The organism is Acuticoccus kalidii (assembly GCF_021556395.1).
Taxonomy (GTDB): Bacteria; Pseudomonadota; Alphaproteobacteria; order Rhizobiales; family Amorphaceae; genus Acuticoccus; species Acuticoccus kalidii.
Genome location: NZ_JAKGCS010000001.1, coordinates 1 through 11,620, shown reverse-complemented (window position 1 = coordinate 11,620; position 11,620 = coordinate 1). Strand labels below are relative to the sequence as shown.

The 11,620-nt window shown below is 64.6% G+C and carries 15 protein-coding genes and 1 pseudogene; 6 read left to right on the top strand and 10 right to left on the bottom strand.

Annotated elements, in window-relative coordinates:
• Positions 1-258: relaxase/mobilization nuclease domain-containing protein (locus tag L1787_RS00075; protein WP_235706435.1), on the top strand; the 258-nt coding region annotated here is incomplete at its 5' end.
• A 191-nt stretch (positions 259-449) separates the two neighbouring features.
• Here the strand turns inward: L1787_RS00075 and L1787_RS00070 are convergent.
• The 3 genes and pseudogenes from L1787_RS00070 to L1787_RS00065 form a co-directional block, all read right to left on the bottom strand.
• A pseudogene (locus L1787_RS00070) lies at positions 450-1,270 on the bottom strand (HipA domain-containing protein).
• Positions 1,210-1,494, bottom strand: coding sequence for a HipA N-terminal domain-containing protein (locus tag L1787_RS25885; protein WP_369415037.1), 285 nt, complete (start codon positions 1,492-1,494; stop codon positions 1,210-1,212). Before L1787_RS25885 ends, L1787_RS00070 begins: the two are co-directional and overlap by 61 nt.
• Complete coding sequence (locus tag L1787_RS00065) at positions 1,494-1,730, bottom strand: helix-turn-helix domain-containing protein (RefSeq protein WP_235706436.1); 237 nt, start codon at positions 1,728-1,730, stop codon at positions 1,494-1,496. Before L1787_RS00065 ends, L1787_RS25885 begins: the two co-directional genes overlap by 1 nt.
• Positions 1,731-2,020: 290 nt before the next feature.
• On the opposite strand from L1787_RS00065, the gene parA reads away from it, so the two are divergent.
• Positions 2,021-2,680 carry a ParA family partition ATPase gene (gene parA, locus L1787_RS00060; protein WP_235706434.1) on the top strand — a complete coding sequence of 220 codons (660 nt, stop codon included), beginning with the start codon at positions 2,021-2,023 and terminating at the stop codon, positions 2,678-2,680.
• The gene (locus L1787_RS00055; RefSeq protein WP_235706433.1) at positions 2,658-2,873 is read left to right on the top strand and encodes a hypothetical protein; all 216 of its coding nucleotides are present in this window, start codon (positions 2,658-2,660) and stop codon (positions 2,871-2,873) included. Before parA ends, L1787_RS00055 begins: the two co-directional genes overlap by 23 nt.
• A 316-nt stretch (positions 2,874-3,189) precedes the next feature.
• Here L1787_RS00055 and L1787_RS00050 read toward each other — a convergent pair whose 3' ends face one another.
• Complete coding sequence (locus tag L1787_RS00050; protein WP_235706432.1) at positions 3,190-4,215, bottom strand: replication initiator protein A; 1,026 nt, start codon at positions 4,213-4,215, stop codon at positions 3,190-3,192.
• 872 nt (positions 4,216-5,087) lie between these two features.
• Here L1787_RS00050 and L1787_RS00045 point away from each other — a divergent pair.
• Complete coding sequence (locus L1787_RS00045; RefSeq protein WP_235706431.1) at positions 5,088-5,582, top strand: DUF3320 domain-containing protein; 495 nt, start codon at positions 5,088-5,090, stop codon at positions 5,580-5,582.
• A gap of 520 nt (positions 5,583-6,102) precedes the next feature.
• Here L1787_RS00045 and L1787_RS00040 read toward each other — a convergent pair.
• From L1787_RS00040 to L1787_RS00015, 6 genes are all read right to left on the bottom strand, one after another.
• Entirely contained in the window at positions 6,103-7,113 is a 1,011-nt protein-coding gene (locus L1787_RS00040) for a DUF6692 family protein (protein ID WP_235706430.1), read from the bottom strand.
• Between the two features lie 153 nt (positions 7,114-7,266).
• Positions 7,267-7,836: a Qat anti-phage system associated protein QatB gene (locus L1787_RS00035; protein WP_500793351.1), complete on the bottom strand. Its 570-nt coding sequence runs from the start codon at positions 7,834-7,836 to the stop codon at positions 7,267-7,269.
• A 360-nt stretch (positions 7,837-8,196) separates the two neighbouring features.
• Entirely contained in the window at positions 8,197-8,496 is a 300-nt protein-coding gene (locus L1787_RS00030) for a type II toxin-antitoxin system RelE/ParE family toxin (RefSeq protein ID WP_235706428.1), read from the bottom strand.
• Complete coding sequence (locus tag L1787_RS00025; RefSeq protein WP_235706427.1) at positions 8,493-8,762, bottom strand: type II TA system antitoxin, ParD family; 270 nt, start codon at positions 8,760-8,762, stop codon at positions 8,493-8,495. The genes L1787_RS00030 and L1787_RS00025 overlap by 4 nt, the downstream gene beginning before the upstream one ends.
• Positions 8,763-9,131: 369 nt before the next feature.
• A complete protein-coding gene (locus L1787_RS00020; protein ID WP_235706426.1) occupies positions 9,132-9,698 on the bottom strand; it encodes a VirC2 family conjugal transfer protein in 567 nt (188 codons plus the stop codon).
• Between the two features lie 2 nt (positions 9,699-9,700).
• The gene (locus tag L1787_RS00015) at positions 9,701-10,411 is read right to left on the bottom strand and encodes a nucleotide-binding protein (RefSeq protein ID WP_235706425.1); all 711 of its coding nucleotides are present in this window, start codon (positions 10,409-10,411) and stop codon (positions 9,701-9,703) included.
• Between the two features lie 428 nt (positions 10,412-10,839).
• On the opposite strand from L1787_RS00015, the gene L1787_RS00010 reads away from it, so the two are divergent.
• Both L1787_RS00010 and L1787_RS00005 read left to right on the top strand, forming a co-directional pair.
• The gene (locus L1787_RS00010) at positions 10,840-11,316 is read left to right on the top strand and encodes a DNA mobilization endonuclease VirD1/MobC family subunit (RefSeq protein WP_235706424.1); all 477 of its coding nucleotides are present in this window, start codon (positions 10,840-10,842) and stop codon (positions 11,314-11,316) included.
• A partial coding sequence (locus L1787_RS00005) for a hypothetical protein (RefSeq protein ID WP_235706423.1) occupies positions 11,313-11,620 on the top strand: 308 nt, incomplete at its 3' end. The genes L1787_RS00010 and L1787_RS00005, both read left to right, overlap by 4 nt.

Below are 11,620 nucleotides of genomic sequence, written 5' to 3'. Positions count from 1 at the left end.
GACGAGGCGGCGGCCGAGAGAGCCGGCCGCGCGTGGGCCGAGGAGATGTTCGGCTCCGGCGCCTATGGCGGCGACAGCTTCGACTACTACACGGCCTTCCATACCGACCGCGATCACCCGCATATCCATGTCGTCGTGCATCGGCGCGGCCTCGACAATGGGACGTGGCTGAAGGTCTCCAAGCGGAGCGCCTTCAACTATCAAGCGATGCGGGGCCTCGCCGTGACCGTGGGGCAGGACGATCTCGACGATATCTGATGGCAGCGACGCCCTCTATAGCTGGGCAGGTGAGGCTGTCGGCCCGTGACCCGGCGTGAGGGCCACACTGGTGCGCTTGCGTGCCTCGGTCAGGATGGCATCCGTGGCTTCGGATGCGACGCTGCTCTCCAACCGCTCGTCGACCAGAGCCTGGGTCGCTCCGATTTTGACGGCAGCGGGTCGCGGCGATTTCAATCCTGCAAGGCGCGTGCGATCTGCCCGAGCCGCCGCTCGGCGGTCTTGCGGATCGTCTTCGGTGGCGCCGAGGGAGCCGCCGAGGGCAGGACATCGGTGGCTCGATCGAAGGCCCCGGGAACCCTCCTGAGGAGCTCCTCCCATATGCGCTTCACCACGCCCTCGCCTACCCCGGCGCGCTTGGCGGTTTCCACGAAGTGCCGCGGCTGGATGTCGCTCAGCGTGTAGTGGCGACTTTTGCCGACAGCCATGGCGAGCTTCATCTGCCGGCGGCGGATCTGACCTGCCGCTAAGCTCGGCTCGGCGGAGAGGACGTCGTAGAGCGGGGCGAGGCGGTAGCGGCCGCCGGGGGCGAGGAAGAGGCTGAAGTTCTTAGCATGGCCGTCGGTGGCGCGATCAGCCAGTAGACGATCTGCGCCTTCAAGAACAGAGCCTGATCGGCCTCGGCGTCGTCGCTGCCCTGGAGTAACGTCAGGATGTCGATGATACCGGGGCCGCCCTCTGCGTCATACTTGGCGCTGGAGGGGGTCGAGAGCGCTTGGCAACATTCCTCCTGCGGGCGGCGTAGCAAGCGGCCATCGGCTGTGCGGAGCCGGTCGAAACGCTCGATGACGAGGACGCGCTCGCCCTCAAACTCGGCGATCTCTGAGCGGGCCGCCGGCAGGCCGAGCTCCGCCATCAGCGACAGGCACAGGTGCTCGTTCTCGACGCTGTGCGACAGGTCGAGCCCGTTCGGCAGGCGGCCGATCTGAGGCTTCAGGATGTGCGTCGTCGGCGTGGTGCCGAGGGGCTTATGCCAGGCACCATCAAGGCGCAACAGCGCGGTCTTCTCTTGCGCGCCGGCGATGGAGATGCGGAAGGCCGCATCCTCGCCGAGGCCGAGCGGAGTAACGAAAGCGAGACCGGGATCGCGTGCTCCCAGGCGAGCCAGTCCGGATCGTAGCGAAACTCGATCGCGCCGGAACTCTCCTTGGTGAGGCGCCCGACGAGGCGGCCGTTCAGGACGACCGACAGCGCTGCGCGCCGGCGAGGACGCGCCATCAGAATATCTCGCCGATCTCGTCCGCGTCCATGCGCGTGCGCGGGCGGACCGTCAGCTCGAGGTCGAGTGCGGCGAGGATGCGCATGAGGCTGTCGAGGCGCGCTCCCTCCCCTCGCTCGATCTCCGAAATCGTCGCCTGTCTGAGACCTGCCGTGTCGGCAACATCGGTCTGCGTCAGGCCGAGCGCCTTGCGTCGGCGCTGGATGGCAGCACCGAGCTGGTGCGGTGTGCGGATGAGCGTCTAGTTTACGGTTCCCTCGGCCGCCTTATTCGGTTGTACGTATAACGACGCTTTACTCGAAAAAGAGTATAATGGAAAATTATACGGAAATACGTATCGTCGGCGAGCCCACGATGCCGTGCGATCCCCCGGATCGCCAAAGCACCGCAGCTTGGTGCCGCGACCCTCCTCCCTCAGCGATCTCAAGCCAGCTTACCACTCAGCTGCTGAGTGTTTGAGTGCATGAGTGATTGAGTAATCACTCATGAGGTAGAGATCTCTCGTTCAGGCAGCAGGAGAGGCCCATGACCATCATCGCCGTCCTCAACCCCAAAGGGGGGAGCGGTAAGACGACGTTGTCCACCAATCTCGTGCGGGCGTTCCACGAGCGAGGGTCGCGCGTTCTCCTGGTGGATTCCGATCCGCAAGGGAGTGCCAGCGACTGGCATGCGGCGCGTGAGGATAACCCGATCCCCCTCCTCGCCTACGGGCGGCCGGAAAACATGAAGGCGCTGCCGGACGTAGCCCGCCCCTACGACATCGTCGTGATCGACGGCGCAGCCAAGCTCGAGGGGATGATCGCGGCGGCGGTGAAGCTCGCCGACGTGGTGCTGATCCCGGTCCAGCCCTCACCGTACGACATCTGGGCGGCGTCCGACCTCGTCGACCTCGTCGGTGCGCGGCGCGAGGTGACGGGGGGCAAGCCGAAGGCCGCTTTCGTGATTTCGCGCGCGATCAAGCGCACCAGGCTCGGCCACGAGGTGGGGACGGCGCTCGCCGAGTACGGCTTGCCGGTGTTCGAGGCCGGCACGACACAGCGCCAGGCCTACCCGCGCACGGCGTCCGTGGGGCAGACGGTGTTCGACGAGGGGGAAACCGAAGCCGCGCGCGAAATCGAGGCGGTCGCCGACGAGGCGATGGCGCTGATGGAGGGAGGCAACCATGCTCAGCACCAAACGGCCTAGCCGCACCGTCAAGGAAACACTCATGGCTGAGGTGCGCGATGCGCCGGCCGGGGCGAAGAAGCGGCTCAACGCCGAGGTCGAGGCCGTGCTCTACAAGCGGATCAAGTCGCAGGCCGTCGCCGAGGAGCGGACCATTTCGGAGATCACCCGCCAGCTCTGGATTGAGTATTTGAGTAACAACTCAACAGGATAAGTGTTTGAGTATCTACTCATTTGGGGGATTGAGTAGGGGCATTCGTGATCCCTGATCGCCGGCCGTTGGATCCGGATCGACATCGGCAAGGTCGTCAAGATCGTCATAGGCGCGCCAGGCGACGCAGATGGCGCACGTCGCCGAACGGTCCGGGCGGCGAGGCCCGAAATCCGGCTCGATCGCGCCGTTCAGCTCGACAAGACGCGGCTTCCATACCTCGGCCAGTGCTCATGGAACGCTATCCGCCTTAGATCCGTTCGGGGTACTCCCATTGAGTAACAACTCAAATGAGTGGATGCCTTCACGCGCGCACGTCTCACGGCCGTCCGCGCTTCTCGAACCAGGCGATGCAGAAGCTGACGAAGTGGCGGTCGGGGTTGCGCGGCTCGATCTCCTGCTCGGTGCACCAGTCTCGCCATTCCTGTTCGAGGTAGTAGACGTCCCAACCGGGCGCGCGGCTGCGGGCGTCCTCGTAGCCGAGGTTGGAGACCGGGCCGATCGCGACATCGGCGATGCGGCGTTCAGGCTGCATCGTGTTGCGGTTGGTGAAGACGACGTTGTCGTCCTCTAGCGTCACCGAATAGTCGGGGAGGTGGTCGTGATCGACGAGATGGCGAACCATCTGCCTGAAGAGGCGGATAGGGGAGGTGGACCCCGACTTCTTGCGCAGCGTGTCCACCGAGATGCGCCAGGTCTTCTGCGTCCCGCAATGCTTGCGCGCCATCTCGTAGACCCGCCGCTCGAGCGGCTTGCGCAGGCGAAAATAGTCGCGATGGAGCGTCAGAACCTCGTTGGCGCGGATCGCGTTGAAGACCCAGTCCGACAGGACGACCTCGCACCACAGCATCCGTCCATTGAGGCCGAAGCGGCGCTCGATGGCGGATGCGTCGATCAGGCCGAACCCTTCGGTGCGCGCATGATCGCCGGTGCGGATGTTGGTGCGGATGCGCGTCCCCTCCAGCCGGTCGAGCGCATCTACGAGAAGGTGATATTCACGGCCACCCGTCCCACGGTTGGCGAAGCGCAACAAGTCGGCGCTGTTGACCCTGACGCGCCGGGAAACTTTCTCGCCACGCTTGAGCGCCGCCATCACCTGGCTGATGCAGTAGATCAGGATGTCCTTGTCGTGGATCGTCGCAAGGCCTTTGACGCTCGGGGTGATCTCGATCCAGTTGGCGCCATGCTCGTAGCGCCGCACGACGGTGTCGGGCTTGGTGGTGAGGGAGAAGAACGGATGCTCCATCTGCTGCATCACGTCCTTCAGCACCGCGTCTGCAACGTCGCAGACGAAGAGTTCGAGGTCGGGATGACGTTCCGGCAAGAGCACGTTCGATTCGGACATGCCCCATGTTCGGGATTTCAAATACGCTCGTCAAGCGCTTCGTGATTTCACATACGGTTGGAGCGGGATCGTGACTTCACATACGTTTTTTCGTGACTCTGTATACGGATTTTCGTGACTCTACATACGCCACGAGCTGGATTCACGCGATAATTCAAATGGTTACGCACTGATTTGGACCCCGTAACCCCTTTTAACACAGATTCTAACACCAGAGCGGTCATTCAAGCAGTCACTCAAACACTCATTTGAGTGATTTTCAGGACCACTCACCACACCTGAAGAAGCCCCCTCAAAGACCACGCCCGGCACGCTCCCGCGCCATCCGTTCAGCATTCTTCCGCTCCTGCTCGGCACGTTCTTGCTCCTGTCAATCGGCCTCGACTTGCCGCACTGAGACGCCCTCCACACGCCTCGCAGCGCGTTCCTTGTTGGAACCATCTCGCATGGGTTTGAGAAGGCGAGGGGACTTCGCCTCGGCTGGTGCATCCTGCGCATCTGGTCGATCGACTGGTTCCGCAACTGGAAGGATGTTCTCGCCCGGATCGACGGACAACTGCTCGAACTCCTGCAGGCGGACAGATCCGCACGCGCCGAGGCCGACGAAACCGAGCGCGCAGGCAGCGACACCGCCTGGGAGTGGGTGGACGATACCGATCCGAGCGAGCAGCAGAACGCACGCCCGATCGCCCTGCCCGCGCCGCCGGTTGCGCCGGTGATCGCAGCCCTGCCGCCCGGAGTCGAGCGAATCGACTTCGAGAGGATGGCCTTCCGAGAGGTGAGGGCACTGTCGGCTCCGGCACCGTCTGTCGAGGAGGAGCACCCTGTTGTTGCGCCGGATATAGGAGAGCGTAGCGACCCTGCGCCCTCGGATGCATCAGATTCCGTGGGGGATCTCCCGATCACGGACCGCCCGATCGGCGAAGCGGTTCTTCGATCCGGACTATGCCTCTGTCCTGCAGCGTCTGATCATCGAGATCGTGACTGAAGAGAGGCCGATGCCCGTGACATCCCTGACGCGAGCTGTCGCGATGCGCCACGGGTGGCAACGGACCGGGGGCAGGATCTTCGCGCAGGTCCAAAACGGCTTGCACACCGTTCTTGTGGAGGAGGAGTTCGGAACCCCCTTTGTGTGGGCTCCCGCGGATCGGGCTGAGCGCGTGCCGTTCAGAGGGCTTGGCAACCGAGCCATCCGCGACGTCTCACGCACGGAGATCGCGTGGATGATCGATCAGAACGCCGTCGATCTCGCGGCAACCCAAGACCCCACGCTGGAGCTCGCGCACCGCCTCGGCATAAACCGCCTCAGCAAGGACGCCAGGAGCTACCTCGATACGTCCCGCCAATGGCAGGCGGGTGGGAGCTGAAGTGGCCCGCATAGAGCCTTAGCCCGCTGCTTGAGCGGACCGAGGCCATCGACGGAATTAACGTTTCTGCAAGAGTCCGAGAACGGGACGTTATGGAACCGTGGCGGATTTCCGCCGAATCGAACTTCCTTGTATCGGCCCTTGCCATCCGGATGTGCGGTTCAGAGATAGCGCGGCAGCCCATTGGCCTTGCCAGGCGGGGAAGGTGAGCACGGCGTCGCCAGCGTCGGCGCTTGGTGCGTGAGGCGTTGGTTCGATCGCTGACGGGCGTGCGCCCGCCCGCGTCGGTGAGCGAAGGCATCCGGTTCTGCCGCTCCGCCGACGGCACGCGGATCGGCTGGACGTCGACCGGGGCCGGCCCAGCGATCGTGCGCGCCGGCCACTGGCTGACCCATCTGGAGCACGATCGGGCGAGCCCGCTCTACCACGAGCGTAGGGACGGATATCCGCGGCAGGAGTGCGGCGACATCGATCGCGCGGCTGTCTCGTCCTTACGTGCTGTTGCATGTTGGCTCTCCTGTTACGCGGCGCAGCCGTAGGTGCCGACGTAGCCGACCGTCAGACCACGCTCGAGCATCATCGTCAGCGTCGCTTCGGTGCGGGCACCGTCCGCGTTCCCGAGTGGATTGTCGCCGGCCCCGCCGATCGTCATCGCGATGCCGGGCGCTCTCGCTGTCGGTCCTGCGGCGAGAGTGGACGGCTCTGCCTCGAGGCGGACGAGATCGCCGCTGATCCTCACGAGGCCCGAACCGTCGGCGGCCAGAGCCATCACTGGGCGGCTGCCTTCGGTGTAGGTGAAGGTGCACTGCGCACCCTCCGGGAGGCCCTCGGCCATCTCGACGTCCGAGATGAACTGCGGATCGAGCGAAGCCAGATCGGCCGTGGCGAGTGCCTCATCAAGGCTGACGACAGATGCTGACAGAACGTCTTCCTCGGTGCCGTCGCCGTTCCGGTCGATGGCATCGATGAGATAGCGCATCTCGGCGATCTCTTTGTCCTGCGCGTAAATGATCTCGTCGGCGAGCTTGCGAACGCGCGGATCGGAGATGTCGGCGCGGCTCGAAGTCATGATCGCGATGGAATGATGCGGGATCATCGCGCGCATGTAGGACGTGTCACCGACCGTTACCTGGCTGCGGACCAGGAACAGCGACAGGGCGAAGACGATCGCAGCGCCGGCGAAAATCGCAATATTCGCGCGGGTGTTCCTGTACATGCTGAGCATGAACGCAAGCATGATTGCGGCCATGGCCGCCCCCATGAGGGTCGCCATGAACGTGCGCGTTTCGGAGAAAAACACGTGCGCGAAAAGGTAGGTATTCAGGTACATCAAAACGAGCATGACAATGGTGGACGTCATGATCATCGCCGCAAAGCGGATATAGGACATACTGCAAGCCTTCTGATCTAATTGGATAAGCGTTTCTTGTGCCGACGGTTCCGTGCGCGCAGGAGACACTTTTCTCGTCGGCGCGATGAAGGAGCCGACCGCGGCCGCATTTTCCGGCCGTGCCGGCGGTCGCCTCGTCATCGGGTACGATGAACGTCTACTTGTGGGGCTATCGCCGCCCAGCCAGCTCGGGACGGCCGATCTGATAAAGCGCCACCCCGACGTCGCCGTGAGCGAGCGCGGCGGCGGCGCGGCCGGCATTCGGGCTAGCGAGGACGCGAGTCGGCATGCGAGTCACCATGTCGCCACCTCTTGCAGCGTCTCGCGTACAAGCTGCGACACCAGCGTGGACATCCGCTGCTCGCTCAGCACCGCACCCGCCACAGCAAGGATCGGCGTACCTACGACATTCACGACCTCGCGGACGAGCGAGCGGATGTCTGCCTCCCGCTGCGCCGTCGCCACAGGACCGGCGGCAGCCAAAGAGCGCCCGGCATCGCCGGCGACTTGCACAAAGACAAGCTCGGCCACGAATGCCAAAGTCGCGACCTGCACCGCATTGGCGTCCAACGCCGTCGGATCGAAAGTGTCGACCCCGTCGAACGCCTCGGCCAAGGCCTGTTCCATCGCGAGCCGCGCCGCAATCTCATCAAGGATGCCCGGCGGCATGAAAGCATCGCCGATCGCGCCGATCGCGGCTTCCACCGGCTGACCAGCCAGCGCACGGATGTCGAGCGCCCCAGCTTCTGGCGCTTGGCCCGCAGCAGCGCGGGCAAGGCCGGGCAGCGCAGCCCCACCGGTCCGCGCTGCCCGCGCTGTCCGACGCGCCCCGCCGCGCCCCCGCCGACCGAGCGGCTCGCCCAGCGGCCGAGCGCTGTTCGAGCATCGCTACGTTCGCCCGACCCGGCAAAGCGGCTCAGGACCATGCGGAAACCGGCGTAGCGCCTCCGGCCTGCATGTTCGAGGGCAGTCAAGCGGATCGCTAGAGTTTATGGCCGCGACGGATCGCCGCCGGCACGGACGTGGCTCGATTCCGCTGGCGTACAGGGGGGTATCGGACGCACACCGCCCTACGCTGTCAGCGTCGCTCGCCCTGCTTCACGACGCGGGACGAGCTGCCGGTTGTGCATGCTTGGATGATCACAGGACTCTCAAAATCGGTCCATTTTTGGAGATGCATGGAACGCCCACTCCCTGCATCGCCATGCGTGTCTCCCACTCACCTCACAGCCGCTCTCGCAGCCGTTCGATCAGGTTCATCCGCTCGTGGAGCACGGCCACGATGACGACGGCCTGATCCTGCTCGACGAAGAACAGGACGTGGTGCTGGCAGCGATGTGATCGGACCCTATCGAGCCCCGGCAGGGATTGGGCCTTAACCTCGCCGCGGACAATCCGCTCGCAACATCGATGGAGCGCATCCTGGTAGAGGTCCGCCTGGGCCTCGCCCCAAGTCTCCTGCGTGTAGAGCCAGATGTCGACGAGGTCTTCGTGCGCAGAGGACGTGAAGCGGTAGAGGGTCATTTGAGGCGTCGGCGGCGCCGAGCCTCCCGCTTGATGTCGTCGGCGGTGGCGGTCATTACCTGACCGGCGTCGACCTCGGCGAGGCGCGGGGTCAGCAGCGCCTTGAGGGCCTGCAACGCCTCGGCGTCGGTCATGGTTGCCGGGTCGGGCATGTCGAACAGGGTGCGGTCCAACACGTAATCCTTGATGCTCTGCCCCTTGAGCGCGGCCATGGCCTTGAGCTGCTGGTGCTCCTGAGGGCTGATGTCGATCGAAAGCCTGGGCATGATGATCTCCTCTGGCATCCTCAACATAGGCTGCCGCTCGGCACATTGACAACAAAAGTTGTCAATGTGCCGCAGCATGCGCCGACGAGGCCAATGGCACCGTCGTATGGAGGGCGCCTATGTGCGCACGATCGTGTGTCACGCCGACCTCATGGCGGAAGCGCTCACGTAAGCACGAGCCACGCGCCCCAATCATCTTCTGAAAATATCCTCGGTGGAGCGCGCGACGCGCGCTGGGGGCAGACAGTCCCCGCAGCCGCGCCGGCGGCCTTCAGTGCAATTCTCCGTCGCCTTGACGCTTGGTCTGTGCCATCGGCTCTGTGTCCTCACGTTTGCGCCGCTTGTCCTGCGCCCGCAGCATCTCGGGTCCTATGTCCGCGCGAAGAACCAGACGATGGCGTTGCGGCAGATGTCGCCGGCGAGCGTTGCGGGCGGCATCATGTCGAGAGGATCGATGAGAGCGGCGGCTTTGGCGAAACCCGCCGAAGTCATCGCACGGCTGACGCGGATGCCGCCCGGCCGGGTGGGATAGGCGAGCAACGCCTCGGACACAGCGCCGGCGCGCAACGCGCTGTCATAGGCGGCGAGCGCAGACCTCAGCGTCATCTGAAGCGCGCGCTTTTCGCCGTAGTGGGCAACAGCCTCGTCGTAGCGGGCGCTCTGGCCGGGCTCAGGAAAGCGCACGAGCGCCTTCAGGACCACCGTGGAGGCCACGGTGCTGGAGGGTGCCGGAGCGGCTTCTCTGTCCTTCGGATCGGTCGTTGGTGCGGGTGCGGCGGTCCCGGGCTCCGGCGCGAGCTTCAGGGACGGCTTCGCCGCGTGAGCCGGTGCCGATCCGGCGGGACCGCCGTCGTAACTGGTCCTCCTCTCGGATCCGATCCGGTCGCGCAGCTCGTGCCACTTCGGGACGCCCTGTCCCGGCAGCTTGATGGCCATGGTCAGGCGACCAGGGCGGGGGCGCCGGCCGCATCCAAGAGCTCCGCGGTCAGTTTGCGGGCCTCGATGAGGGCGAGGCGGATGTGGCTGGCCATGACCCGCTTTGAGGACTGCTGCATCAACTGGCGATGGTAGAGATGGAGATGGCCGAGCGCCTTGATGTCGGCGTAGGCGCGGCGGGTCGGCAGCGTGGTGTCGAGGACGGGCATCTCGGCCAGGAGCTCGAGATTGTATCGTTCCCGGCTCGACAAGCTGGTGGTGGGGATCCGATTGATCAGCAGCCCGGCAGGCGCCTCCATTGCGGCCGCCTTATGGACCTCGACGACATATTCGAGGGTCTGAAGCGCCTCGTCGAGTTCCATCACCGAGAGGCTCGTGGGGATGACCACGACGTCGGCGTTGAGGAGGATCGCCTGGTTGAGATCGGAGCCGCCGCCGCGGGTATCGACCAGGGCGATCTCGCAGCCGTCGGTCGTGGCATGCTCGACGGCGGTGGCGAACTGGTCGGTGTCGAAGGCGGGATAGAGACGGCAATTGTCGTCCCAGGTCTTTTCGGAGGTGCCGTTGTTCTTCCAGACGGCGAGGGGTCTGTTGTCATCGGCCTCGAAGCAGGCGATGCGCAGACCCGCCTCGACGAGGACGGAGGCAGCGGCCATCAGGGCGGTGCTCTTGCCGGCGCCGCCCTTGAGCGACGTGAATGCGATGATCTTCATCGGCCTCTCGTTCGGTCGGATGCCGCGATCGGCATCCGTGTAACGCACTGTTTCAAAGGCGTGAAACCGCAAGAATGCAGCAGAACAGAGGCGCAGGCGCGCATGCCCACAATCCGGCAGAACGGCATGAGCGCAAAGGCGTATCGGCGTAGACGCGCGTAGCCGCATGGACGCGAAATCGCATTCGCGCAGTCGCGTGGACCCGCATCGGCGCAAAACCATGTCCACGCAGACACGCAAATGCCCAAACACGTATGAGCGTAAATACGCGGAACCGTATCCGCTTATTTACGCACTCGATCAAGATCGCAAAGACGTAATGACGCACATATTCAGTTCATTTGGTTGAGGTGAGGTACGAGGCAGGATATATGCGAAAGTAGAACTTTCGCGATTACAGCCCACCTCACCGTCTCGACCCTTCTCCCATGACCGACGATTCCGACCGCCAGCCGACTTGGCCGAACCGCCGTTTCTCGGGCGGTTCGTGGACGAGCCATGCCTCCAACCCGGCGCCCAAACGGGCCGAGAAGACGGTCTCGGTGAAGATGACGGAGGCCGAGCTCGCCGCATTCGACGAGGTGATCGCCCGCGCGGGGCTCAAGCGGAACCGCGCCTTGAGGATCGCGGCCCGTCGAATCGGCGGGTTTCTGGAGGCCGATGCCGAGACGCTCGCCGTCCTGAAGGACCTTCAAGCCCAGATTGCCGGCATTGCGCGGAATGTGAACCAGATTGCCAAGTCCGCAAATCGGACCCACGACCCGGACTATCGTGCCTTCATGGAAGAGCGCAGAGGCCTCGGGAAGGCGCTGTCACGCCTCGATACGGAGCTTCGCACCATCACCGAAACCGCGACGCGGCGCACGGACGGCGAGGCGCGGCTGCGCAAGGCGTCGTCCTCGTGAGGCAACCGGTCCTCGAGCTTTTGGCGAAGGGGAGGGCGGCTCCGGCTTACGTTTCGGCTGTCGATGCGGTCATGGGCGAGGATTGGGGCGAGATCGATCTCGGACGCGGCGGGCGCGCGGCCATGCGGCAGTCCATCGCCGCGGCGCATCAGGAGGATATCGCCCCTGGCGGAGCGCCGATGCCACCTTGCGTTCCAGGGCACAGCGCTCAGGCCGTTGTAAAAATGGTGCGGACCGGCGGGGCCCGCAACGTCGCCGGGCTGAAGGCGCAGATGACTTATCTGGCGCGGCAGGGCGGCGTCGA

Coding starts and splice junctions, on each gene's coding strand:
- L1787_RS00025 (WP_235706427.1), bottom strand. CDS start 8,762: ATGCCCAGGCTTTCGATCGACATCAGCCCTCAGGAGCACCAGCAGCTC.
- L1787_RS00040 (WP_235706430.1), bottom strand. CDS start 7,113: ATGACGAGGCGACCGCCGGCACGGCCGGAAAATGCGGCCGCGGTCGGC.
- L1787_RS00020 (WP_235706426.1), bottom strand. CDS start 9,698: ATGGCCATCAAGCTGCCGGGACAGGGCGTCCCGAAGTGGCACGAGCTG.
- L1787_RS00015 (WP_235706425.1), bottom strand. CDS start 10,411: ATGAAGATCATCGCATTCACGTCGCTCAAGGGCGGCGCCGGCAAGAGC.
- L1787_RS25885 (WP_369415037.1), bottom strand. CDS start 1,494: ATGGCGCGTCCTCGCCGGCGCGCAGCGCTGTCGGTCGTCCTGAACGGC.
- L1787_RS00045 (WP_235706431.1), top strand. CDS start 5,088: ATGCATCAGATTCCGTGGGGGATCTCCCGATCACGGACCGCCCGATCG.
- L1787_RS00055 (WP_235706433.1), top strand. CDS start 2,658: ATGCTCAGCACCAAACGGCCTAGCCGCACCGTCAAGGAAACACTCATG.
- L1787_RS00050 (WP_235706432.1), bottom strand. CDS start 4,215: ATGTCCGAATCGAACGTGCTCTTGCCGGAACGTCATCCCGACCTCGAA.
- L1787_RS00030 (WP_235706428.1), bottom strand. CDS start 8,496: ATGACCCTCTACCGCTTCACGTCCTCTGCGCACGAAGACCTCGTCGAC.
- parA (WP_235706434.1), top strand. CDS start 2,021: ATGACCATCATCGCCGTCCTCAACCCCAAAGGGGGGAGCGGTAAGACG.
- L1787_RS00010 (WP_235706424.1), top strand. CDS start 10,840: ATGACCGACGATTCCGACCGCCAGCCGACTTGGCCGAACCGCCGTTTC.